The organism is Kitasatospora sp. NPDC087271, from assembly GCF_044744605.1.
GTDB lineage: Bacteria > Actinomycetota > Actinomycetes > Streptomycetales > Streptomycetaceae > Kitasatospora.
Map to the genome: position 1 here is coordinate 816,345 of NZ_JBIUYQ010000001.1, position 23,969 is coordinate 840,313.

Annotated in this window: 18 protein-coding genes, 2 rRNA genes and 1 pseudogene; 4 read left to right on the forward strand and 17 right to left on the reverse strand. The window is 74.2% G+C overall.

All coding sequences use genetic code 11. The features are described 5' to 3' along the window. Positions 1–296 precede the first annotated feature (296 nt). The 4 genes from ald to ACIO9K_RS03180 form a co-directional block, all read right to left on the reverse strand. Complete coding sequence (gene ald, locus ACIO9K_RS03165) at positions 297–1,412, reverse strand: alanine dehydrogenase (protein ID WP_363624116.1); 1,116 nt, start codon at positions 1,410–1,412, stop codon at positions 297–299. Between the two features lie 261 nt (positions 1,413–1,673). Beyond that, on the reverse strand, positions 1,674–3,872 hold the full coding sequence (locus tag ACIO9K_RS03170) for an AAA family ATPase (RefSeq protein ID WP_400326569.1): 2,199 nt from the start codon (positions 3,870–3,872) through the stop codon (positions 1,674–1,676). Positions 3,873–4,047: 175 nt separating this feature from the next. Beyond that, on the reverse strand, positions 4,048–4,695 hold the full coding sequence (locus ACIO9K_RS03175; RefSeq protein ID WP_363586994.1) for an NUDIX hydrolase: 648 nt from the start codon (positions 4,693–4,695) through the stop codon (positions 4,048–4,050). Positions 4,696–4,788: 93 nt separating this feature from the next. Then, positions 4,789–6,468 carry a CTP synthase gene (locus tag ACIO9K_RS03180; RefSeq protein ID WP_363624112.1) on the reverse strand — a complete coding sequence of 560 codons (1,680 nt, stop codon included), beginning with the start codon at positions 6,466–6,468 and terminating at the stop codon, positions 4,789–4,791. A 720-nt stretch (positions 6,469–7,188) separates the two neighbouring features. Between ACIO9K_RS03180 and ACIO9K_RS03185 the strand changes: the two genes are divergently transcribed. Beyond that, positions 7,189–9,207, forward strand: coding sequence for a glycoside hydrolase family 15 protein (locus ACIO9K_RS03185; RefSeq protein WP_400326573.1), 2,019 nt, complete (start codon positions 7,189–7,191; stop codon positions 9,205–9,207). Positions 9,208–9,227: 20 nt separating this feature from the next. On the opposite strand, the gene ACIO9K_RS03190 is transcribed toward ACIO9K_RS03185, so the two are convergent. The 3 genes from ACIO9K_RS03190 to ACIO9K_RS03200 all read right to left on the reverse strand — a co-directional run bounded on the left by ACIO9K_RS03190 (position 9,228) and on the right by ACIO9K_RS03200 (position 13,201). After that, complete coding sequence (locus tag ACIO9K_RS03190) at positions 9,228–10,406, reverse strand: glycosyltransferase family 4 protein (RefSeq protein WP_400326576.1); 1,179 nt, start codon at positions 10,404–10,406, stop codon at positions 9,228–9,230. A 271-nt stretch (positions 10,407–10,677) separates the two neighbouring features. Then, positions 10,678–12,411 carry a DNA repair protein RecN gene (recN, locus tag ACIO9K_RS03195; RefSeq protein WP_400326678.1) on the reverse strand — a complete coding sequence of 578 codons (1,734 nt, stop codon included), beginning with the start codon at positions 12,409–12,411 and terminating at the stop codon, positions 10,678–10,680. Between the two features lie 88 nt (positions 12,412–12,499). Next, positions 12,500–13,201: a YitT family protein gene (locus ACIO9K_RS03200; protein WP_400326579.1), complete on the reverse strand. Its 702-nt coding sequence runs from the start codon at positions 13,199–13,201 to the stop codon at positions 12,500–12,502. A gap of 132 nt (positions 13,202–13,333) precedes the next feature. Between ACIO9K_RS03200 and ACIO9K_RS03205 the strand changes: the two genes are divergently transcribed. Continuing rightward, entirely contained in the window at positions 13,334–14,833 is a 1,500-nt protein-coding gene (locus ACIO9K_RS03205) for a PLP-dependent aminotransferase family protein (RefSeq protein WP_400326582.1), read from the forward strand. Between the two features lie 19 nt (positions 14,834–14,852). On the opposite strand, the gene ACIO9K_RS03210 is transcribed toward ACIO9K_RS03205, so the two are convergent. The 4 genes from ACIO9K_RS03210 to ACIO9K_RS03225 all read right to left on the reverse strand — a co-directional run bounded on the left by ACIO9K_RS03210 (position 14,853) and on the right by ACIO9K_RS03225 (position 17,773). Continuing rightward, a complete protein-coding gene (locus ACIO9K_RS03210; protein ID WP_363624108.1) occupies positions 14,853–15,761 on the reverse strand; it encodes an NAD kinase in 909 nt (302 codons plus the stop codon). A gap of 93 nt (positions 15,762–15,854) precedes the next feature. Next, positions 15,855–16,661 (reverse strand): TlyA family RNA methyltransferase, encoded by an 807-nt coding sequence (locus tag ACIO9K_RS03215; RefSeq protein ID WP_363624206.1) that lies wholly within the window; start codon positions 16,659–16,661, stop codon positions 15,855–15,857. Positions 16,662–16,707: 46 nt separating this feature from the next. Further along, on the reverse strand, positions 16,708–16,896 hold the full coding sequence (locus ACIO9K_RS03220; protein WP_363624106.1) for a hypothetical protein: 189 nt from the start codon (positions 16,894–16,896) through the stop codon (positions 16,708–16,710). Then, positions 16,880–17,773 carry a hypothetical protein gene (locus tag ACIO9K_RS03225; RefSeq protein WP_400326585.1) on the reverse strand — a complete coding sequence of 298 codons (894 nt, stop codon included), beginning with the start codon at positions 17,771–17,773 and terminating at the stop codon, positions 16,880–16,882. Before ACIO9K_RS03225 ends, ACIO9K_RS03220 begins: the two co-directional genes overlap by 17 nt. Before the next feature lie 177 nt (positions 17,774–17,950). Between ACIO9K_RS03225 and ACIO9K_RS03230 the strand changes: the two genes are divergently transcribed. Beyond that, entirely contained in the window at positions 17,951–18,298 is a 348-nt protein-coding gene (locus ACIO9K_RS03230; protein ID WP_363624102.1) for an SCP2 sterol-binding domain-containing protein, read from the forward strand. Positions 18,299–18,393: 95 nt separating this feature from the next. Here ACIO9K_RS03230 and ACIO9K_RS03235 read toward each other — a convergent pair whose 3' ends face one another. After that, entirely contained in the window at positions 18,394–19,431 is a 1,038-nt protein-coding gene (locus ACIO9K_RS03235; protein ID WP_400326588.1) for an HAD-IIA family hydrolase, read from the reverse strand. A 117-nt stretch (positions 19,432–19,548) separates the two neighbouring features. After that, positions 19,549–20,148, reverse strand: coding sequence for a tetratricopeptide repeat protein (locus tag ACIO9K_RS03240; RefSeq protein WP_363624100.1), 600 nt, complete (start codon positions 20,146–20,148; stop codon positions 19,549–19,551). 92 nt (positions 20,149–20,240) lie between these two features. Here ACIO9K_RS03240 and ACIO9K_RS03245 point away from each other — a divergent pair, with 92 nt between their 5' ends. Beyond that, positions 20,241–21,611, forward strand: coding sequence for a DUF1015 domain-containing protein (locus tag ACIO9K_RS03245; protein ID WP_363624098.1), 1,371 nt, complete (start codon positions 20,241–20,243; stop codon positions 21,609–21,611). 89 nt (positions 21,612–21,700) lie between these two features. On the opposite strand, the gene ACIO9K_RS03250 is transcribed toward ACIO9K_RS03245, so the two are convergent. From ACIO9K_RS03250 to ACIO9K_RS03265, 4 genes and pseudogenes are all read right to left on the reverse strand, one after another. Beyond that, positions 21,701–22,579 carry a tetratricopeptide repeat protein gene (locus ACIO9K_RS03250; protein WP_363624204.1) on the reverse strand — a complete coding sequence of 293 codons (879 nt, stop codon included), beginning with the start codon at positions 22,577–22,579 and terminating at the stop codon, positions 21,701–21,703. Positions 22,580–22,663: 84 nt separating this feature from the next. Next, positions 22,664–23,428: pseudogene (locus ACIO9K_RS03255) on the reverse strand (tetratricopeptide repeat protein); the annotation flags it as partial. A gap of 222 nt (positions 23,429–23,650) precedes the next feature. Continuing rightward, positions 23,651–23,767, reverse strand: a 5S ribosomal RNA gene (gene rrf / locus ACIO9K_RS03260). A 109-nt stretch (positions 23,768–23,876) separates the two neighbouring features. After that, a 23S ribosomal RNA gene (locus ACIO9K_RS03265) occupies positions 23,877–23,969 on the reverse strand; the annotation flags it as partial.

The window sequence follows — 23,969 nt, forward strand, 5'->3', positions numbered from 1 at the left end:
CCACGGTAGTGGGCCGGATGTGTCGACTATCGGGCGGGCCGATGTCAAGGGATGAGTAGGCCGTTGACCCTAACGTTTCTGCGGTGGGGTGACACGACCGACAGAAATTGACGACAGAGCGACCCGTCCGCTCCACCACCCGTTCACGGGCACGGCGAAGCCCCCGGCCCGAGGGGATCGGGTCGGGGGCGAACGACCGCCGGGCGGTCTACCGGATCACCGGATCGCAGGATCTCTGGATCGCCGGATCGCAGGATCAGCGGATCTCTGGATCACCGAATCGCAGGATCACCGGATCAGGCGAGCACGCTCTCCAGCGAGACCGACTCCAGGCCGAAGGCCTCGGCCACGGCCGGGAAGGTGATCTGGCCCTCGTGCACGTTCAGGCCCTTGGCGAGCGCCGGGTCACGGCGCAGCGCCTCCTTCCAACCGCGGTTGGCCAGCTCGACGACGTACGGCATCGTCGCGTTGGTCAGCGCGTAGGTGGAGGTGTTCGGGACGGCGCCCGGCATGTTGGCCACGCAGTAGAAGACCGAGTTGTGGACCTGGAAGGTCGGCTCGGCGTGCGTGGTGGCGTGCGAGTCCTCGAAGCAGCCGCCCTGGTCGATGGCGATGTCGACGAGCACGGAGCCCGGCTTCATGCGGGAGACCAGCTCGTTGGTGACGAGCTTCGGGGCCTTGGCGCCCGGGATCAGCACCGCGCCGATGACCAGGTCGGCCTCGATGACGGCCTTCTCCAGCTCGAAGGTGTTGGAGACGATGGCCTTGATCTTCGTGCCGAAGATGCGGTCGGCCTCGCGCAGCTTGTTGATGTCGCGGTCGAGCAGGGTCACCTCGTAGCCCATGCCGATGGCGATGGTGGCCGCGTGCCAGCCGGAGACGCCACCGCCGATGACGACGGCCTTGGCCGGGTGGGTGCCGGGCACGCCGCCGGGCAGCACGCCGCGGCCGCCGGCCGGGCGCATCAGGTGGTACGAGCCGACCTGCGGGGCGAGACGGCCCGCGACCTCGGACATCGGGGCGAGCAGCGGCAGCGCGCCGTTGCCGAGCTGCACGGTCTCGTACGCGATGGCGGTGGTGCCCGAGGCGATCAGCGCGTCGGTGCCGGCGCGGTCGGCCGCCAGGTGCAGGTACGTGAAGAGGGTCTGGCCCTTGCGCAGCCGGTGGTACTCGGAGGCGATGGGCTCCTTGACCTTCAGCAGCAGGTCGGCGGTGGCCCACACCTCGTCGGCGGTGGGGAGGATGGTGGCGCCGGCGGCCACGTACTCCTCGTTGGGGATCGAGGAGCCGACACCGGCGTTGTCCTCGATGTAGACCTCGTGTCCGTTGCGGACCAGCTCATGCACGCCGGCGGGCGTGATGGCCACGCGGTACTCGTGGTTCTTGACCTCGCGGGGGATGCCGACCTTCACGGCTAAACACGTCCTCTTGCCATGGGGGTCCCTACCGGAGAAGACCGGCGGGCGACGCGCACGTGGGGAAGCCTCCGGGGCAGCCCGGGGCGGGGATCGCTGCGCGACTGAGTTCGAGTGTAATGAAGCCCAGTCGGCATGTCAGCCTTCCAAAGTGAATAAATCTGCCGAACACATTGGCAGGTTCGTAGGCTTCCCTTGCGATCTTCCCACCAAAGGTGTGTTAACCGGGCATCTTCGACAATACCTCCGAAAGACCCCTCACCACCCGGCGTCGACCCGTTCCCGCAGGTCCGCGAGGGCGGCCCCGACGGCCTCCCGGCCGCGCTCGTCGCCGAGCCTGCGCAGCACCGCCAGCGCGGCCCGGTACTCGCGGTCCGCCTCGTCGAAACGGCGCTGCGCGGCGTGCGCCTCGGCCACCCGGGCGAGCAGCCGGGCCTCGGCGGCGGGCTCCCCCATCGACTGCCGCAGGCCGAGTGCCCGCCCGTACCAGTCGGCGGCGCGCACCGCGTCGCCGAGCGCGCGGTGGCAGCCGGCCGCACCCTCCAGGGCCCGGGCGCAGAGCGGTTCGTCCCCGGCCGTGCGGGCGTGCTCCAGGGCGGCCCGGTAGTGCGTGACGGCCTGCTCCCAGCGGCCCGCGGCGGCCTGTAGGTCGCCCAGGTTGAGCAGCGCGGCCGAGGCCCGGCGGGGTCTGCCGTGCCGCTCGGCGACGGTCAGCACCAGTTCGTGCAGCCGGTAGAGGTCGGCGGGGGCGGCGGCGCCGGTCAGCGGCAGCGCCCGCAGCAGCGCGGTGACCAGCCGGCCCGCCGAGCCGTCCAGGTCGCCCTGGCCGATCGCGTCGGCCACCGCCCCGAGCAGCAGGTCCCGCTCGCCGAGCAGCCACTCCCGGGCGTGCTCCGCCGAGCCCAGCCGCAGGGCGGCGGGCAGCGGGTCGGGCCCGGGGCCGCTGCCCGCCGGGTCCAGCAGGGCGCGGGCCGACTCGGTGAGCCGGACCAGCCGCTCCAGCAGCCGGGCCCGGGCGAGCTCGGTCTCGGCGGGCCGGTCCTCCTGCTCGCGCAGCCGGACCAGCCTCGGGTAGAGGCGCCCGGGCACCCGGTAGCGCGGGCTGCCGTCGGCGGCCGGCGCCTCCTGGCCGAGCAGCTCCCGTTCGGCCAGTGCGGCGAGCGTCACGGCCGCCTCCGGTGCCGGGCAGCCGACCAGGGCGGAGGCGGTGCGCGGGTCGGCGGTCTGCGCCGGGGCCAGGGTGAGGGTGCGCAGCATCCGCGCCTGCGCGGCCGGGAGGGTGCCGTACAGCAGGGTGAACGCGCCGATCAGCGGGTCGCTGTCGGGGACGGGCACCGGCTCGGCCGGCTCCGGGCCGGGCTTCACCCAGGCCGCCTGCTCCCCGGCCGTCTCGCCGGCGGCGGGCTCCGGCGGCGGGCCCTCGGCCGGCTTCTCCCCCGGCGGTGGGGGCGTCGCGGCCTTCCCGGGCGTCGACACCTGGGCAGCCTTCGGCCCCTGTACGGACTTCGCGACCTTCCCCGACGCCGCGCCCTGTACGGGCTTCGCAGCCTTCCCCGGGGCCGCGCCCTGTACGGGCTTCGCAGCCTTCCCGGGCGTCGGCGCCTGGGCGGTCTTCGGCCCCTGAACGGGCTTCTCCGCCTTCTCCCCCTCCCCCTTCGGCGCCGCCGACCGTGCCGACTCCTCGCCCACCACCCGGGTGAGCTCGCGCGCCGCCTCGGTGACGGCCGCCTTCGGGTCGCCGCGCAGCCACCCGGCCATCAGCCGCAGGGCGGCCGGCCGGGCCGCGCAGGCCTCCGCCAGGTCGGCGCCGCCGACCGGGTCGCAGGAGATCCGGGTGCCGCCGACCAGGTCGGCGAGCAGTTCGCCGGAGGCCTGCCGGTCGAGCCCGCCGAGGATCACCGGGTCGATGTCCTCGATGCCGGTGAGCGGCCCGGCGGTGGTGGCGAGCACCAGGCAGCCGGGTTCGTCGGCGAGCAGCGGCCACAGCTGCCCGGCGTCCCGGACGTCGTCCAGCACCAGCAGGACCCGGCGGCCCACGAGCGCCTCGCGCAGCGCGACGCAGGCGGGCTCGTCCCGCCCGTCCCCGGTGGCGCCGGGCAGCGGCACGGGGGCCTCGGGATCGAGCTGCTCCAGCAGCAGGCGGGCGGCCCGGGCGGGCGCCACCCGGCTGCCGTCGGGGGCGGACAGGCGCGCGAAGAGCACACCGTCGGGGTGGTCCGCGGCGGCGGTGCGGGCGAAGCGGACCGCCAGCGTGGTGCGGCCGGAGCCGGGGCGACCGGCCAGGACCAGCACCGGGCTGCGGCCGGTGGCCGGGCGCGCGGCGGCCGCCCGCAGCGCGGCCAGTTCGGTGCGCCGCCCGACGAACAGCGCGGGCCCGGCCGGCAGCCGGTCGAGGCCCGGAACGGCCCCGACGGGCGCGTCGGGGCCGGGGTCCATCGTCGCCGTCTTCCTCGCCACCCGTGCCACTCCCGACGTCATCCGGCCTCAGCGGAGGCGGCCCGGGACGGGCGCCCTGTCTGCGAAGCGTAGTTCGACCGTCCGGCTCAGCCGAGGTGACATCCGGTCGTACGAACCGGTAAATCACCCTTGCGGATCAACAGCAGGGTGCTCAGGAGGCGTACGGGCCGTTCGCTCACCCCTCGAAGGGCCGGGCCGGCCAGGGCGAGTCCGCCGGGCGCAGCCCGTCCAGCCCGTCCGGTCCGGTGAGCGCGGCGTGCACGGCGAGCGTGCCGGTGACCAGGGTCGGGTTGTGCAGCCGCCCGGCGTGGATCAGCCGGATCAGGTCGGACACCGGCACCCAGGCGACCTCGATCTCCTGTTCCTCGCCCTCCGCCGCGTAGCGCTCGCCCTCGGCCTCCGCGAGGTCGGTGGCGAGGAACATCCGCAGCGCCTCGTCGGTGCCGCCCGGGGAGGTGTAGTAGTCGGCGAGGATGCGCCAGGTGCCGGCCTTGCAGTGCGCCTCCTCGTACAGCTCGCGCTGCGCGGCGTGCCACGGGTTCTCGCCCGGCACGTCGAGCAGGCCGGCGGGCAGCTCCCACAGGCGCTGGCGGACGGGGTGCCGGTACTGCCGCAGGATCAGCACCCGCTGCTTGTCATCCAGGGCGAGCACGGAGACCGAGCCGGGGTGGGTCTGGTAGTCGCGGCGGGCCCAGCTGCCGTCGGGCATCCGGACCTCTTCGCTGCGCACGCCGGTGACCTTGCCCTGGAACGGCGTCCGGCTCTCCCGGACCTCCCACTCCTCGGCCACGTCGGCGATCCCCTGGTCGCGCTGCTCGTCCATCGCTCTCCCCTTTTCGTCAGTACGACACAATCTAACGCCGGACGGCGGCCCCGCGGGAATCGCGGGGCCGCCGTCCGGTGAACGACCGACGACTTACTCGGCCGCGGCGGTCTTGATCTCGATGGCGGCCTTGACCAGACCCGCGAACAGCGGGTGCGGGCGGGTCGGGCGGGACTTCAGCTCCGGGTGGGCCTGGGTGGCCACCAGGTACGGGTGCACCTCGCGCGGGTACTCGACGTACTCGACCAGGTCGCCCTTGGGGGAGAGGCCGGAGAACTGCAGGCCGGTCTTCTCCAGGTCCGCGCGGTAGGCGTTGTTGACCTCGTAGCGGTGGCGGTGGCGCTCCTCGACGTACTGCTCGCCGCCGTAGACCTCACGGACGATCGAGCCCTCGGCGAGCTTGGCCGGGTACAGGCCCAGACGCATGGTGCCGCCCAGGTCGCCCTTGCCGTCGACGATGGCCAGCTGCTCGGCCATCGTGGAGACGACCGGGTGCTTGGCGGCGACGTCGAACTCGGTGGAGTTGGCCTCGGGCAGGCCGGCCAGGTTGCGGGCCGCCTCGATGACCACGCACTGCAGACCCAGGCACAGGCCGAGCAGCGGGACGCGGTTCTCGCGGGCGAAGGTGATGGCGCCGACCTTGCCGTTGACGCCGCGGTCGCCGAAGCCGCCGGGGATGCAGATCGCGTCCACGTCGCCGAGCTGCGCCCGGGCGCCCTCGGGGGTCTCGCAGTCGTCCGAGGTCACCCACTTGATCTCGACCCGGGCGTTGTTGGCGAAGCCGCCGGCGCGCAGCGCCTCGGTCACCGACAGGTAGGCGTCCGGCAGGTCGATGTACTTGCCGACCAGGGCGACCTTGACGATGTGCTGCGGCTCGTGGACGCGGCGCAGCAGGTCGTCCCAGGTCGTCCAGTCCACGTCGCGGAACGGCAGGTCGAGCCGGCGCACCACGTAGGCGTCCAGGCCCTCGCCGTGCAGGACCTTGGGGATGTCGTAGATCGACTTGGCGTCGATGGCCGCGACCACGGCCTCCTCGTCCACGTCGCACATCAGCGAGATCTTGCGCTTGATGGCCTGCGGGACCTCGCGGTCGGCGCGCAGCACGATCGCGTCGGGCTGGATGCCGATGTTGCGCAGCGCGGCGACGGAGTGCTGGGTGGGCTTGGTCTTCAGCTCGCCCGAGGGGCCGATGTACGGCAGCAGGGAGACGTGCACGAAGAACACGTTGTCCCGGCCGACCTCGTGGCGGACCTGGCGGACGGCCTCCAGGAACGGCAGCGACTCGATGTCGCCGACGGTCCCGCCGACCTCGGTGATCACCACGTCGACGTCCTCGGTCGCCATCCGGCGGATCCGGGACTTGATCTCGTTGGTGATGTGGGGGATGACCTGGACGGTGTCGCCCAGGTACTCGCCGCGTCGCTCCTTGGCGATGACGGTGGAGTAGACCTGGCCGGTGGTGACGTTCGCCGAACCGTGCAGGTTGGTGTCCAGGAACCGCTCGTAGTGGCCGATGTCCAGGTCGGTCTCGGCGCCGTCGTCCGTGACGAAGACCTCACCGTGCTGGAACGGGTTCATGGTGCCCGGGTCCACGTTGAGGTACGGGTCGAGCTTCTGCATGGTGACGCGCAGGCCGCGGGCCTTGAGGAGCGCGCCGAGGCTGGAGGCGGTGAGGCCCTTGCCGAGCGAAGAGGCGACACCCCCGGTGACGAAGAGGTGCTTGGTCGTCACGGCGCGGCCGTTCGCTGCCTTGCCGGAATGGGGCTGTGCCAAGAGGGGGCTCCCGTGGGTCGCGTGTCGAAGGTGACGTGGGCGGGATGCTCTCGACTCGCCGAACGACGGGAGGCGGTGCGGTGCACGGCACTCGGGGGGTCGTCGATTCGGCTGGTCCGGGGCGTTTGATCCCACCGGTCCACGGGATACCAGGGTATCAGTGACGCGACCGGGACGCCTTCCGGCCCGCTCGCGGCGCCCCGGGGGCGTGCGCGGGGCGCACCACCGGCGCATCATCCGGCGCAGCAGTCACACCGGTCGCACCCCGGCCGGACCGGGCCACCTCGGAGCACTCCGTTCGGGCCATGACAGCCCCTCCACTGGGACCAGCCGGAACTGATCCGTCCGGACCATCCTGCCCGGCGTCCTCGCGATGCACGGCATTTCCGCCGAATTGTGGCGCCACACGAGGCTGCGCCCGCGTGCTTCGCCCCTTTCGTCCGTCGTAAGCTGCACGGACGCATCGCCGACAGCACGAGCACGCGGAGGGCGTGGGAGGTCAGGACACTCCCGGTCCCCGATGCGCGACCGGACCTCCCCGTATTCCAGCTCCTCCCCTCCCACCCCAGGGGCTCGACCGAGCCCCGCGCGGACACTCCAGCAAGGCCCGCCACCACCCCTCGGCGAGCCGGACGTCCCGGGGTGGGCTCCGGCCCCGCAGACCGCTCGCTCCCCCAGATCGCCGATGCGTCGTGACCACATTGCGAACTGGAGATCCACGTGGCCGGCCGTATCGAGGACTACGCACTCATCGGGGACATGCAGACCGCTGCCCTGGTCAGCAGGGACGGGGCGGTGGACTGGCTCTGCCTGCCCCGCTTCGACTCTCCGGCCGTGTTCGCCGGCCTGCTCGGCACCGATGAACACGGCTTCTGGCGGATCGGTCCGGCCGAAGCCGTCGCGACCGAAGTCCCCACCCCCGCGGCACCCCCCACCCCGGCCGCCCCCGCCCTCGGCCTCCCCCGCTTCACCGACACCGCCGATCTGAGGGTCCCGCCGCCCACCGCGGCCGCCCCCGCGGTGCCCGCCGACCGCCGCCGCTACCGGGGCGACTCGCTGGTCCTGGAACAGGAGTGGGACACCCAGGGCGGCACCGTCCGGGTGATCGACTTCATGCCGCCGCGCCCGCTGGCCGGCCGCGACGCCGTCCCCCAGGTGATCCGGATCGTCGAGGGCGTGTCCGGCACCGTCCGGATGCGCTCGGCGGTGCGGATGCGCTTCTCGTACGGGCGCATCGTGCCCTGGGTGCACCGGGTCGAGCAGGCCGGCGGCGGCCACCGCACCGTCGCCGTGGCCGGGCCCGACTCGGTGTGGCTGGACGGCGAGTCCGAGACCTACGGCCGCGACCTGACCACCTACGCCGACTTCACCGTCACCGCAGGCGAGCGGATCGCCTTCGCGCTGACGTGGCAGGCCTCCCACCTGGACGCGCCGAAGGCCCCGGACGCCGAGGAGATGCTCGACGCCACAACCGACTTCTGGCACGAGTGGGCCGCCCAGTGCACCTACCAGGGCCCCTACCGCGAGGCCGTGATCCGCTCCCTGATCACCCTCAAGGGCCTCACCTACGCCCCCACCGGCGGCATCGTCGCCGCCCCCACCACCTCGCTGCCCGAGGACATCGGCGGTGAGCGCAACTGGGACTACCGCTACACCTGGCTGCGCGACGCCGCGATCACCCTCTCCTCGCTGCTGCGCACCGGCTACCGCGACGAGGCCAAGGCCTGGCGCGAGTGGCTGCTGCGCGCCGTCGCCGGCGACCCGGAGAACCTCCAGATCATGTACGGCATCGCCGGCGAGCGCGAGCTCACCGAGTCCTCGCTGGACTGGCTGCCCGGCTACGAGGGCTCGCAGCCCGTCCGGGTCGGCAACGGCGCGGCCGGCCAGCTCCAGCTGGACGTCTACGGCGAGGTCGTCGAGGCCCTGCACCTGGCCCACATGACCGGCCTGGTCCGCAACGACCACGCCCACCACCTCCAGCTGCGCCTGATCGAGTACCTGGAGGACCACTGGCAGGAGCCGGACGAGGGCATCTGGGAGGTCCGCGGCCCGCGCCGGCACTTCGTCCACTCCAAGGTGATGGCCTGGGTCGCCGTCGACCGGACGATCAAGCTGCTGGAGCAGACCCCCGAGGACGCCCCCTCCGACGGCCACCTGGAGCGCTGGCGCGAGCTGCGCGAGACCATCCACCGGGACGTCTGCGAGAAGGGCTACGACCCGGAACGCAACACCTTCACCCAGTACTACGGCGGCAAGGAGCTGGACGCCTCGCTGCTGCTCATCCCCCAGGTCGGCTTCCTGCCGCCGGACGACAAGCGCGTCATCGGCACCATCGAGGCGATCCAGCGCGAGCTGTCCACCGAGGACGGCTTCGTGCTGCGCTACCCGACCCACGACGATTCGAGCGGCGACCACGTCGAGAACGTCGACGGCCTCTCCGGCCACGAGGGCGCCTTCCTGGCCTGCTCGTTCTGGCTGGCCGACGACCTCGCCATGATCGGCCGGGTGCAGGAGGCGCGCGAGCTGTTCGACCGGCTGCTCGCGCTGCGCAACGACCTCGGCCTGCTCGCCGAGGAGTGGGACCCGCGGCTCAAGCGCCAGGTCGGCAACTTCCCGCAGGCCTTCAGCCACGTCCCGCTGATCGACACCGCACTGCGGCTGACCGCCTGCGGCGGCGCCTACCTGTCCGCCCAGCCGGACGGCCTGGCGGCCGAGCGGGTCGAGCAGGCGACGGTCTAGCGGCCCGGCGGTCCGGCGGCCTAGGGCCGCTGGACCAGCTCGTCGTAGGTGCTGAGCACCTGGGCGACGGTGGCGGCCTCGTCCGGCCAGGTCTCGGCCTGCTGCCGGCCGGCCGCCACCAGCCGCTCGCGGCCCGCCGGGTCGGCCAGCAGCCCGCGCACCGCCCGGCCGATCGCGACCGGGTCGCCGGCCGGCACCAGCACGGCCGCGTCGCCGACCAGCTCGGGGATCCCGCCGACGGCGGTGGCGACCACCGGCACGCCGGCCCGCATCGACTCCTGCACCACCAGCGAGCGGGCCTCCCAGCGACTGGCGACCACCACCACGTCGGCGGCCGCCAGCAGGTCGGGCACGTCGGTGCGGAAGCCGAGCAGCCGCACCGGCAGCTTCTCGGCGGTGACCCGCTCGCGCAGCCCGGCCGCCTCCGGGCCGTCCCCGGCGACCAGCAGCAGCGGCTCCGGGTCCAGCACGGACAGCTCGCGGGTGGCGTCCAGCAGCAGCCCGAAGGCCTTCTGCGGGACGAGCCGGCCGACCGCCAGCACCAGCGGCCGGTCCGGGCCGTCGCCGAGCAGCGCGGCGCGCGCCGCGGCCCGGTCGAGCCGGCCCTCGGGCATCGGCGGGGCGGCCACCGGGCCGAGCCGGGCGTCGGTGGCGCCCAGCTCGCGGGCCCGGGCGACCAGGTCGGAGGAGGCACCGAGGACGAGGTCGGCGGCGCGCGCGACCCGGCGCTCCATCAGCCGCTGCAGGCGGCGTTCCAGGCCGGTGGCCAGCAGCGCGTGGTGGGAGGTGACCACCAGCGGGGTCTCCGGGCGCAGGCCCGGGAAGCGGCCGGCCGTGCGCAGGGCGAGGTCGGCGAGCAGTCCGGCGCGCAGCCCGTGCGCGTGCACCACGTCGGCGCCGGTGAAGGCCCGGCGCAGCTCACCGATCGCGGTGGCGTCACTGCGGGCGCCGGCGGTGGGGGTGATGTCGACGGTGTGGAACCTGGCGCCGGTGCGGGAGAAGCCGAACAGCGCGTCCGTGCCGGCCGGGGCGCACACCGTGACGATCACGCCGTGCGCGACGAGGCCCTGCGCCAGGGAGCGCACGTGGGCACCGATGCCGCCGGTGCTGGCGGCCAGGACGAGTACCACGTGCAGCTGCCCCGGTTCTGGGGTGGCAGCGGCGGCCCGGGCGGCGGAATGGTCCACGTTCTCTCGCATCCGACTCGATCAGGTTCGCGCGCCGCTTCGCGAGGGTTGCCCGTCGGCGGCGCTCGGGACTGGAAAGCCAATGTCCAGCCGCCACCATGCCAGGTCGGCGGCCCTCTTGGACAGTCGGCGCCACCAGGGGCGCGTCGCCTTCCGTCCGCAAGGGCCACCCGACCCTGTCGGCGGGTCGGGCACCCCGGCCAGGGCGTGTCGCAGCAGGTCCGGCCGGGCGCTCGACGCGAAGTGCCCCAGGCCCCGTCCGGCAAGATCGGCCGGACAGGGCCTAGCGGTGGCGCGGGGCCCTGGCGGCGGCCAGCAGTTCCTCGGCGTGGGCCCGGCCGAGCTCGGAGTCCTCCAGTCCGGCCAGCATCCTGGAGAGTTCGCGCACCCGCTCCTCGTCGTTCAGCACCTTGACGCCGCTGCGGGTCACGGTGCCGTCGTTGGTCTTCTCCACCACCAGGTGCCGGTCCGCGAAGGCGGCGACCTGCGGCAGGTGGGTGACCACCACGACCTGGGCGGATTCGGCCAGTTTGGCCAGCCGGCGGCCGATCTCGACCGCGGCCTTGCCGCCGACGCCCGCGTCCACCTCGTCGAACAGGTAGGTGGGGACGGGGTCGGCGCCCGCGAAGACCACCTCGACGGCGAGCATCACGCGGGACAACTCACCTCCCGAGGCGCCCTTGGCGATCGGGCGGGGCTGGGCGCCGGGGTGCGGGGCGAGCAGCACCTCGACCTCGTCCACGCCGTGCGGGCCGTAGGCGACGGTGCGGCCGTCGACCTCGATCCCCGACAGGTCGTCGACCTGGGCGATCGAGAAGGTCACCCGGGCGTGCGGCATCGCCAGTTCGGCGAGTTCGGCGGAGACGGCCTCGGCGAAACGCCCGGCCGCGGCCTGCCGGGCGCCCGACACCTCGGCCGCCAGCTCGGCCAACTCGGCCCGCAGCGCGGTCTCCTGGGCGCCGAGCCGGTCGATCCGGTCGTCGTCGCCGTCGAGTTCGGCGAGCCGGGCGGAGCCGGCCTCGGCCCAGGCGAGCACCTCGGCGAGGGAGTTCTCCGGGCCGCCGTACTTGCGCAGCAGCTGGGCCAGGACGGCCCGGCGGTCCTCGACGGCGGCGAGCCGGACGGGGTCGGCGTCCAGGTCGTCCGCGTAGCCGGCCAGGTCGCCGGCCACGTCGGCGAGCAGGTAGCCGACCTCGTTGAGGCGGTCGGCGAGGCCGGCGAGGCGCTCGTCGTGGTGGCGCACGGCGTCCAGCGCGCGGCGGGACTGCGCGAGCAGGGTGCCCGCGTCCAGTGCCTCCGGGTCGGCAGGGTCCCCGGCCAGGGCGGCGTGGGCGAGGGTCGCGGCGGAGGACAGCGCGTCGGCGTGGCCCAGCCGCTCGGCCTCGGCGGCCAGCTCCGTGTCCTCGCCGGCCACCGGCTCGGCGTCGGCGATCTCGTCCAGGCCGAAGCGCAGCAGATCGGCCTCCTGCGCGCGTTCACGGGCCCGGGTGGTCAGCTCCTCCAGGGTGGCCGAGACCTCGCGCAGGCTCCGGTAGGTCTCCCGGTAGCGGGCCAGCGGCTCGGCCACCGCCTCGCCCGCGTACCGGTCCAGCGCGCCGCGCTGGCGGGCCGGGCGCAGCAGCCGCTGCTGGTCGGTCTGGCCGTGCACGGCGATCAGTTCCTCGCCGAGTTCGGTGAGCAGCCCGACCGGGACCGCCCGCCCGCCGACGTACGCCCGGGAGCGGCCCTCGGCGGAGACGGTCCGGCTGATCAGCAGGGCGCCCTCGTCCAGTTCGGCCCCGGCCTCGGCCGCGCGGACCGCCGCCGGGGAGCCGACGGGCAGCTCCAGCCGGCCCTCGACGACGGCGCGTCCGGTCCCGTTGCGCACCAGGCCCGGGTCGGCGCGGCCACCGAGCAGCAGTCCGAGGCTGGTCACGACCATGGTCTTTCCGGCGCCGGTCTCACCGGTCACGGCGGTGAAGCCGGGGGCGAGTTCGACCACCGCGTCGTCGATGACCCCAAGATCCCGTATCCGCATCTCGTCCAACACGGAGACGACCTTACGAGGTTCCACCCCCGGCGCGCGACGAGCGGCAACGCCGCGCGGCAACTCCGTGCCCGGAAGTTCACCCCTTCCGGGGCGTTTGCCCGGGTCCCGGCACCGTGCACCACGGCAGGAAGATCTGCACCAGCGGGCCGATCGCCAGTGCGTACGCGACCGTGCCGACCCCGGCGGTGCCGCCCAGCAGGACGCCGGCGACCAGCACCGTCACCTCGATGCCGGTGCGGATCAGCCGCAGCGAACGCCCGGTGCGCCGGTGCAGGCCGGTCATCAGGCCGTCGCGCGGGCCGGGGCCCAGGCGGGCACCGATGTAGAGGCCGGTGGCCAGGCCGTTGAGCAGGATCGCGGCGGCCATCAGCGCGATCCGGGCGGGCAGCCCGTGCGGGCCGTCGACCATCCGCAGCGTGAGGTCCATCGAGGCGCCCAGCACCAGCACGTTGGCGACGGTGCCGACGCCCGGGCGCTGGCGGATCGGGATCCACAGCAGCAGGACCAGGGCGCCGCAGATGGTCACCCAGGTGCCCACCGAGAGGCCGGCGACGCGTTGCAGGCCCTGGTGGAAGACGTCCCACGGGTCGAGGCCGAGGCCGGAGCGCAGCATCAGCGCCATGCTCGCGCCGTACAGGTAGAGGCCGACGGCGAGCTGCGGGATCCGGCGGCCCAGGGCGTGGGTGTCGCCGAGCACCCGGGCGGCGAGCGGGGGCCGGGCGGCCTCCGGGGCGGGTTCGGACGTGGGCGTGGTCGTGGGCGTGGTCGTGGTGGCCATCGGGCGCTCCTGCGGGTGGTGCTGCACCCCGGGCGGCCCCGGCGGTGGCGGACTCGACGGCCGCACTGTCATGATGGTCAGGCCAATAGAGCCCGCTCCAGGGCCAATTTCGAGCAAGTGGACTGATCAGCCTTGGCCGACTGGCACACCACCGTCACCCCGCCCGCGCTCGCCCGACTGCTCGCCGCCGCCCGGCTGCCCGAACCGGCCACCGCCCGCCGCCCCGCCTACCGGACCCTCGCCGGGCAGATCCGGCTGCTGGTCACCGAGGGCCGCCTGCCGGTCGGCGCCCGGCTGCCCGCCGAACGCGAACTCGCCGGCGCCCTGGAGCTGAGCCGCACCACCGTCGCCACCGCCTACGAGACCCTGCGCGCCGACGGCTACCTGCTCAGCCGCCGCGGCGCCGGCAGCTGGACCGCCCTGCCCGAGGGCGCCCCGCCGCCCAGCGACGCGCTGCACCCCGTCCCCCCGGACGAGCAGGGCCGCACCCTGGACCTCGGGGTCGCCGCCCTGCCGGCCCCGCAGCCGTTCCTCGGCGAGGCCACCGTCCGGGCCGTCGAGCAACTGCCCTGCTACGCCGCCGGGCACGGCCACTACCCCACCGGCGTCCCGGTGCTGCGCGAGGCCCTCGCCCGCCGCTACACCCAGCGCGGCCTGCCCACCACCCCCGACCAGATCCTCGTCACCACCGGCGCGATGGGCGGGCTGCACCTGGTCCAGCGGGCGCTGATCGGTCGCGGCGACCGGGTCGCCGTCGAGGCTCCCAGCTACGCCCACACCCTTCAGGCGCTCCGGATCACCGGCGCCCGCCTGGTGCCGGTGCCGTACGGCTACCGCCCCCAGCCCGAGTGGGACCTCGCCGAGTGGCGCGGGGTGCTGCGCGGGGCCGCGCCCAAGGTCGCCTACGTGATCCCCGACTTCCACAATCCGACCGGTGCGCTGATCGGCGAGGAGCAGCGCCGCGAGCTGCTGGCCGCCGCCCGGGCCGCCGGCAGCATCGTCCTGGTCGACGAGACCACCGCCGAACTCGGCTGGGGCGTACCGGAGTCCGTCCCGCTGCCGCGCCCGATGGCGGCGCTGGACCGGTCCACCCAGGTGGTCACCGTCGGCTCGGCCAGCAAGCTGCTCTGGGGCGGCCTGCGGATCGGCTGGGTCCGGGCCGCGCCCGCGCTGGTGCGCCGGCTGGCCGCCGACCGGGTCTACAGCGACGTCGGCACGCCGGTCCTGGAACAGCTGATCGCCGCCGAACTGCTGGGCGAGCCGCTGCCCGCCGTCCGGGCGCACCAGCTGGACCGGCTGCGGGCGACGGCGCACGCCTTCGCCGCCGCACTGCCCGAGCACCTGCCGGGCTGGTCGTTCACGCCGCCGCCCGGTGGCCTCTCGCTCTGGGTGTCCACCGGCGGGCTGTCCGGCGCGGCCCTGGCCCGGGCCGGGGAACGCGCCGGGGTGCGGATCGCCTCGGGCAACCGGTTCGGCTCGGACGGCGCGTTCGAGCACCACATCCGGATCCCGCTCACCGTGCCGGCCCCGGCCGTCCCCGCCGCCGTGCAGCGGCTCGCCGAGACCGCCGCCCGGGCGACGGCGGGCGGCCGGTACGGGCCGCCCGGCGACACCCCGCCGCTGGCGATCTGACCGGCGAACCGACGGGCGGTCAGCAGTGGGTGTTCGCCCGCCCGCGCCAACCCGTCACCGGCAACGCGAACTTGGCCACCAGCCGGTCGGTGAACGGCGCCCGGTGCAGTCTGGCCAGGCGCACCGGGGTCTGCCCCCGGCGGACCTCCACCCGTGCGCCGGCGGGCAGTTCGACCGTGCGCCGCCCGTCGCACCAGAGCACGCCGTGCGGGGTCTTGGGCTGCACCTCGACGGCCAGCACCGAGTCCGGCGAGGTCACCAGCGGGCGGGCGAACAGCGCGTGCGCGGAGATCGGCACCATCAGCAGCGCCTCCACCTCCGGCCACACCACCGGCCCGCCGCCGGAGAACGCGTACGCGGTGGAACCGGTCGGCGTCGCGCACACCACGCCGTCACAGCCGAAGTTGGAGACCGGGCGGCCGTCCACCTCGGTCACCACCTCCAGCATCCGCTCCCGGGACGCCTTCTCTATCGACGCCTCGTTCAACGCCCAGTCCTGGTGCACCACATCGCCGTTGGTGCGGACGATGACGTCGATCGTCATCCGCTCCTCGACCTCGTAGTCGGCGTCGACCACCCGCTCGACCACCACGGCCAGATCGTCCCGCTCGGCCTCGGCGAGGAACCCGACCCGGCCCAGGTTGATCCCGAGCATCGGCAGCCCGTGCTCGCGGGCCAGCTCCGCCCCGCGCAGCAGCGTCCCGTCCCCGCCGGCGACCAGGATCAGCTCGCAGCCGTCCGCCGCGCCCGGCCCCCCGGCCACCTTCTCGACCCCGTCCGGCAGGTCCAGGTCCAGCGCCTCGGAGGCGAGCAGTCTGATCCGGATGCCCGCCTTCAGCAGCCCGTGCACCAGGGCCTCGACGCTGCGCAGCGCCGCCGCCCGGCCGGTGTGCGCGATCAGGAAGACCGTACGTTCGTCATCGCTCATGCCGCTGCCCTCTCCCTCACGCCTGCCGGGTCGCCTTCGGCCCCGGTACGGCCGCGTCACACAGCATGACGGACCGGACGCCCCCACAGCACCCTATCGGGGCCCCTCCGCGACGGCCCGGTCCGCCTCGGCGGGATCCAGCTGCGGGGCGTCCCGGCGCAGCCACAGGAAGTACTCCACGTTCCCGGACGGGCCCGGCAGCGGGCTCGCGGTGACGGCGCGCACGCCCAGCCCGAGCTCCCACGCCTGCCCGGCGACCTGGCGCACCATCTCGGCGCGCAGCTGGGGGCTGCGCACCACCCCGCCGCTGCCCAGGCGCTCCTTGCCGATCTCGAACTGCGGCTTGACCATCAGCACCAGGTCCGCGTCCCCGGCCGCGCAGGCGGCCAGCGCGGGCAGCACCAGGCCCAGCGAGATGAACGACAGGTCGCCGACCACCAGGTCGACCGGGGTGCCGCCGATCAGCTCCAGGGTCAGCTCCCGGACGTTGGTGCGGTCCATCACCGTCACCCGCTCGTCGCTCTGCAGCGACCACGCGAGCTGCCCGTAGCCGACGTCCACCGCCAGCACGCCGGCCGCGCCGGCCCGCAGCAGGACGTCGGTGAAGCCGCCGGTGGAGGCGCCCGCGTCCAGCGCCCGGCGGCCCTCGACCACCAGGCCCTGCGGGACGAAGGCGGCGAACGCCCCGGCCAGCTTGTGCCCGCCGCGCGAGACGTAGTCGGGGTCGTTGTCGTCCTCGGCCACCACGACCGCGGCCGAGGTCTCCACCTGGGTGGCCGGCTTGGTCGCGGTGGTGCCTCCGACGGTCACCCGGCCGGCCGCGATCAGCTCGGACGCGTGCTCACGCGACCGGGCCAGCTTGCGGCGGACCAGCTCCGCGTCGAGTCGGCGTCGTGCCACTGCCACTGGTGTTCAGCTCCTACGGGTCCTGCGGGTCGTTCCAGGGTCATTCCTGGTCGAGCGCGGCCAGCGTGTCGGCCAGCCGCTGGTGAACATCTTCGTACACCTCGACGTGCGCCTCGGCCGGGACCCCGTCCAGGGCCTCCAGCCGGGCCAGCCCGGCGTCCACGACGGGGTGGCCGGTCGGGGTCGGTCCCACGCCGAGCGGTTCGACGGCTTCAGCTGGTCCGGTCATCGGGCTTCTTCGTGCTGGTGGCCTTGCGGACGGTGGTCTTCTTCGTCGCCGTACGCTTCGCGGGCGCCTTGGGCTGCGCGGGCGGCTCGGTGGCGGCCTGCTGCGCGGTGGCGGTCTTCTTGACGGCCGTCTTGCGCACGGTCGTCTTCTTGGCGGCCGTGTTCTTGGCCACCGGCTTCTTGGCCGCCGCCTTCTTCGCCGGGGACTTCTTCACCCCGGCCCGGCCCGCCGCCGGGGCCTTCTCCGCCGAGGTCTGCTCCGCCGGGGCCGGCTCCGCTGCCGTGGGCTTCTTCGCCGGGGTCCGCTTCGCGGCGGCCTTCCCCGGTAGCGACGGCCGTACCGGCGGGACGGGCGGGTCGACCTCGACCGGCTCGTCCACCTCCACCCGTTCGGCCACTATCGGCTCCCCCGCCGCCGGGGCCGCCGGCTGCTCGTCCGCCCGCTCCCAGCCGCGCCCGAACAGGTCGTCCGCCCGGGGCGCCGGCGCCGGCTCCGCCGCCTCGTCGAACCCGGCCGAGCGCACCGCGGGCTCGGCCTCCTCCTCGACCTCGCGCAGCTTGCTCTCCAGATAGGCGAGCACCACGCCGACCTTCATCACCTGGTCGCCGACCTTCTCGAAGGCCTTCTCCACCTCGCCGCGCGCCACCCCGACGGCCAGGTCCACCCCGGCCCGCCCGGCGGTGACCGCCTCCTCCGCCAGCGTCTGCAGCGTCTTCGCCGACGGCGGGAACTGCCCGCCGAGCCGGCGCTCGACCTCGGTGACGTCGACCCCGGTCCGCTCCAGGATCACGGCCGCCGTCCCGACGACCCGCTTGCCGACCTCCTCCGCCAGCCCGGCGGCGACCTCCACCACTCCCCGCACCGTCCTCGGCAGCATCCGGGTGCCTCCTTAGCGCCTGCGCGCATCGCTCCGTCGCCGTCGGTGCCCGGGCCGATCCGGGCATCCCACGGACGACGCTACCGCCAAAACCCGCCTGCGGTACCGTGGCCCGGCAGGGACCATCGCCGTCACCTGCCGCAACCACCAGGGAACCCAGGGAGGGGAACCACCGCCATGGCCAACGCCGAGGAGTGCCGCGAGGCACTGGAACAGCTCAGCCGGAACATGGCGAAGTCCACCGGTGACGTCCGCAAGGCGGCCGCTCTCGACCGCTCGCTCAGCTGCCGGATCACCGACCTCGACCTGACCTTCACCGGCCAACTGCGCGACGGCCGGATCCACGACCTCGCCTCGGCCCCCGGCGCCCCGGCCGAGAAGGCGGCGATCCGGCTCACCATGAGCAGCGACGACCTGGTCGCCGTGGTCTTCGGCGGGCTCAACTTCGCGTCCGCCTGGGCGGGCGGCCGGATCCGGCTGGAGGCGAGCTTCCGCGATCTGCTGCGGCTGCGCACCCTGCTCTGAACCCGGCCGCCGTGGTCCTTCCCTCTTGGACCCGAGCGCTCCGGACCCGAGTGCTCCGGACCCGACCGCCCTCGTGTTGAGCGCCGCGCGGCGGCTCAGAACCCCAGCTCGGCCAGGGCCTTGCGCCCGTCGGCCGGTGCGCCGTCCGCGTCCAACGCCGTCCACGCCGCCGCGCACAGCGCCCGCAGACCGTCCCAGCGGTCCCCGCCGCCGTCCAGCCGCAGCACGCCACCGGCGGCCGACGCGACCCAGCCGCCGCAACCGAAGCCGTCCGCCCCGGTCGTGACCGCCGGGTGCGGCTCCAGCAGCCCGCGCAGGTCCGCCGACAGGTAGGTCGGCCGGTGCTCGGCCGGGGCCGCCAGCAGCTGCGCCGGGGTGGTCACCCCGGTGAAGACCAGCAGGCTGTCCACCCCGCCGTTGAACGCGCCCTCGATGTCGGTGTCCAGCCGGTCGCCGACCACCAGTGGCCGCCGCGCGCCGGTCCGCAGCACGGTCTCCCGGTGCATCGGCGGCTGCGGCTTGCCCGCCACCACCGGGTCCACCCCGGCGGCCGCCCGCACCGCCGCCACCAGCGTCCCGTTGCCGGGCGCGATGCCGCGCGCGGTCGGGATGGTCAGGTCGGTGTTGGAGGCCACCCACGGCAGCCCCTGCTGCACTGCGTACGCGGCCTCCGCCAGCTGCGCCCAGCCGACCGACGGGTCGTAGCCCTGGACCACCGCGAGCGGCTCCTCTGCCAGCGAGCGGACGGCGACCAGCCCGCGCTCGGCCAGCGCCTCCTCCAGCCCCGAGCCACCCACGACCAGCACCTTCGCCCCGGCCGGCACCTTCTCGGCGACCACCCGGGCGGCCGCCTGCGCCGAGTTGATCACGTCGGCCGGCTCGGCCGGCACGCCCAGCCCGGTCAGGTGCTCGGCCACCACCCGCGGCGGGCGGGAGGCGTTGTTGGTCACGTACACGAGCCGCATCCCGGCCGTCCGGGCGGCGGCCAGCGCGTCCACGGCGTGCTCGATCGCGTGCGGGCCCGCGTAGACCACGCCGTCCAGGTCCAGCAGCGCCGTGTCGTACGCCTCGGTCAGCGGCTGCTCGCTGCCGCCGGGGGCGGTCCGTCGCACGGTGGTGGCCGTCTCGGTCATGGCTGCGCTACCTCATTCACTGCGTCGTTCGCTTCCTCGGGTGCCCCCGAGCGGGTGGCCCTTGAGCCGGTGGGCCCTTGAGCCGGTGGGCCCTTGAGCGGGTGGGCCCCGAGCCGGTCAGACCTCGTCGTCCGCACCGGCGTCGCCCGTCGGCGCCCCGTCCGGGCCCGGCGGGGGCGCCAGGTACCCGGGTGCCCCGGGCAGCAGCGGGCCGAACGCCCCGGCGCGGGCCGCCAGGGTCGCCCTGGTCTGCCGCAGCGCCGCCTGGTAGTGCTCGGTGCCCGGCCGCATGGCCACGGCCAGCGCCAGGTGCTCGGCGGACGTCTCGAAGTCGCCCAGCCGGGCCGCCGCGACGCCCCACCCGAACTGAGCGTAGTCGTCCGACGGATCGGCCAGCGCGACGGCCCGGAAGTTCTCCAGCGCCGCCGCGTACGAACCGGTGTCGAACTGGGCCCGCGCCAGCGTCTCCCGGATGCTGCGCGACTGCGGCTCGGCCGCCGCCGCCCGGACCAGCAGCTGCTCGGCGGCCGCCGGGTTGCCCTGGGCCAGCAGCCTGCCGCCGCGCCGGAACCAGTCGTACACGTCCCCGGTCGGCTCGCCGGAACGCCCCTGCGCCGGCACCCCGCCGTGCGCCGGAGCGCCCCCACCGCCGGCGCCGGCCGGCCCACCCTGCTCGGCCGGGCCGCTGCCGTCCAGCCGTTCCTGCCCGTCGTCCATGCGGTACCTCGCCCTCGGTCGCACACCCGTCCCACAGGTCAGCACGGGTATTCCGATCTCTCAACAACGCGTACCCGGTTACGATGCCCAGAATGAGCACACCCAGTGCAGAAGACGGAGTCGAGACTCCCGAGGGCGGCCCCGGCGATCCCGGGCACGTCGCCACCGCAGGCCTGTCCCTGTCACCCTTCCGAGGCCTGCGCTACGTCCCCGATCGGGTCGGCGCCCTGGCCGCGGTCATGTCACCGCCGTACGACGTCGTCGACCCCGGCCGCCGGCTCGACCTGGAGACCGCCGACCCGCACAACGTGGTCCGGCTGATCCTGCCCAGGCCCGAGCCCGAGGACGCCGGCGACCGGCCCGACCGCGACACCAAGTACCGGCACGCCGCCCGGCTCCTGGCCGCCTGGCAGCGCGAGGGGATCCTCGCCGCCGACGCGGCGCCCGCGCTCTACGTCTACGAGCAGCGCGTGCCCGCCACCGGGGACTCCCCCGAACTGCTCCAACGCGGGCTGATCGGCGCCCTCGCGGTGAGCGGTCGCGAGGCCGGCGTGGTCCTCCCCCACGAGGACGTGATGCCGCGGCCGGTCGCCGACCGGGTCGGCCTGATGCGCACCACCCGGGCCAACCTCGAACCGCTGCTGCTCACCTACCGCGGCGGCGGCGGCGCCTCCGGCGTCATCGAACGGACCGTCCAGGGCGAGCCGCTGCTCTCCACGGCCACCAGCGACGGCACCCACCACCGCCTCTGGGCCGTCGCCGACCCCGCCGAGATCGCCGAGATCAGCCGCGACCTCGCCACCTGCCGGGCCCTGATCGCCGACGGCCACCACCGCTGGGAGATGTACCTCCGCCTCCAGCGCGAGCACCGCCACCTTCCGCGCAGCCCGTGGGACCGCGGCCTGGTGCTCCTGGTGGACACCGCCCGCTACCCGCTGCGGGTCCGGGCCATCCACCGGGTGCTGTACCGGCTGCCCGTGGCCGAGGCACTGGAGAGGCTCGGCGACCAGTGGAAGGTCAAGGAGGTCCCCGGCCCGCTGACCGCCGCCCTCCAGGCGCTCGCCGAACAGAAACGGCACGGCGGCAACGGCTTCATACTGACCGGCGGGGACGGCGTGTACTGGCTGCTCGGCGAGCCCGAGGAGGCACTGCTCGACGCCACCGTGCCGCACGACCGGCCCGAGGAGTGGCGCCACCTGGACGCCACCGTCCTGCACGCCACCCTGCTCGACCGCACCTGGCACGTCCCCGACGGCCCGGACGACATCGGCTACCTGCACACCGCCGCAGCCGCCGAGCAGGAGGCCGCACGCACCGGCGGCACCGCCGTCCTGCTGCACCCGGTCCGGGAGAGCGTGGTCCGCAGGCTCGCCGAACAGGGCGTCACCATGCCGCGCAAGTCCACCTCCTTCGGGCCGAAGCCGGCCACCGGACTGGTGCTGCGCAACCTCGAACTGGGCTAGGTTCCCCGCCGGAACGCGAAGAGGCCCTGCCCGCTTCCCCTGGGATTCCAGGGGAAGCGGGCAGGGCCTCACTCGTCGGTCGGAGCCGCTCAGCTGCGGGCGTCGCCCTTGGCCTCGGCGTCAGCCTTCGCCTCGTCCTTGGCCTCGTCCTTGGCCTCGGCGGCGCGCGCGGGCACCACGCCGTCGAACTCCTCGTCGATCTCGAGGTCGTCCTCGTCGTAGTACTCCTCGACGTCCTCCTCGTCCTCGAAGATGACGCGGTCGTCGGAGGCCTCGCCGCCGCGCTTCTTCGCCGGGGCGTCGGCCTGCTCGGACTCCTCCTCGGCCATCTCCGGGTCGAGCGCGTCCACGAACTCCACGCCGTCGATCTCGGCCAGGCGCTCCGCCGCGTTGGTCGTGCCGTCGGTGTCGGCCTCGGCCGCCTTCGCGAACCAGTCACGGGCCTCGTCGCCACGGCCGGCCGCGATCAGCGCCTCGCCGTAGGCGTACCGAAGACGCGCGGTCCACGGGTGCACGGCGCTGGAGGCCAGCTCCGGGCTCTGCAGGGTCACCACGGCCGCGTCGAACTGCTCCATGTCGGAGCGGGCGCCGGCGGACACCAGGCGCATCTCGACCTGGCCGGCCTTGTCCAGCTGCTTCACCTCGGGCTCACCGGCCATCGCCAGTGCCCGCTCCGGACGGCCCAGACCGCGCTCGCAGTCGGCCATCACGGGCCACAGGTCCGCGCGGCCGGTCATCCGACGGGCGGCACGGAACTCGGTCAGCGCCTCGGAGTACCGCTGCGTCATGTACGAGGCGAAACCGGCCGCCTCACGGACGGCGGCCACGCGGGAGGCCAGACGGAGCGCGACGCGGGAGAACTGGTAGGCCTCCTCCGGCTCGGTGTCGAGCAGGCGGGCCACCATCACCAGGTTGCGGGCGACGTCGTCCGCGAGCGTCTTGGGAAGGCTCTTGAGCTCCTGGCGCACGTCCCCGTCCAGCTCGAAGCCGGTGACGTCCTCCGGGATCGGCAGGCGCTTGACGGGCTCGTAGTTGCCACGACGGTCGTCGTAGCCGCCCCGGTCGTCACGGCGGTCATCGCGGTTGCCGCGGTAGCCGCCACGGTCGTCCCGACGGTCGCCGCGGTCACGGTTGAAACCACCGCCCGAGGGGCGGTCGTCGCGACGGAAGCCGCCACGGTCGCCACCACGGTCATCGCGGTTGAAACCACCCGAGGGGCGGTCCCCACGGTCGCGGTTGAAACCACCGCCGGAGGGGCGGTCGTCGCGACGGAAGCCGCCACGGTCGTCGCGGTCGCGGTTGAAACCGCCACCGGACGGACGGTCGTCACGACGCGGACGGTCGTCACGGTCACGGTTGAAGCCGCCCGGACGGTCATCGCGACGGAAACCGCCACCACCGGACGGGCGGTCGCCGCGGTCGCGGTTGAAGCCGCCACCGGAGGGGCGGTCGTCGCGACGGAAGCCGCCACGGTCGCCACCACGGTCATCGCGGTTGAAACCACCCGAGGGACGGTCCCCACGGTCACGGTTGAAACCGCCACCGGAGGGGCGGTCGTCGCGACGGAAGCCACCGCGGTCGTCGCGGTCGCGGTTGAAACCGCCACCGGACGGACGGTCGTCACGACGCGGACGGTCGTCACGGTTGAAACCACCACCCGAGGGGCGGTCGTCACGGCGGAAGCCGCCGCCGCCCTGACGGTCGTCCCGACGGGCGCCGCCACGGTCGTTCGACCAGCCCCCACGGGACCGGGGCTCGTAGCCTCGGCCGTCGTCCGATCGACGCTCGGGACGGTCCTGGGGCTGGTTCGACATCGTGGTGACTCCTTCTGCTGCTTCAGCTCCACCGCGGACTGAGCAACTCCGCTGCCGTCACGCGGTTTCGGCGCCGGCCTCCTGGCCGCGCACCATCTCCATTGTCCGACATCCCGGAACACTCCGCCTGGGCGAAGGTCCCGGCCTGCCGGGGTACTACTCGTTCGCAAAACACAAAAAGGCCGCGGCCCCAGCGAGTCGCTGGGGCCGCGGCCTTGAATAATTGTTCGGCGGCGTCCTACTCTCCCACAGGGTCCCCCCTGCAGTACCATCGGCGCTGTAAGGCTTAGCTTCCGGGTTCGGAATGTAACCGGGCGTTTCCCTCACGCTATGACCACCGAAACCCTATCGGGTATTCAGCGAAACACACTTTTTAATTGATAAGTGTTTTTCTTGTTCGCCGGCGATAGCTGTTCGCTACCCGGGAACCACACAGTGAACGCGAGCGTCTGAGGACAAGCCCTCGGCCTATTAGTACCGGTCAACTCCACCCCTCACAGGGCTTCCATATCCGGCCTATCAACCCAGTCGTCTACTGGGAGCC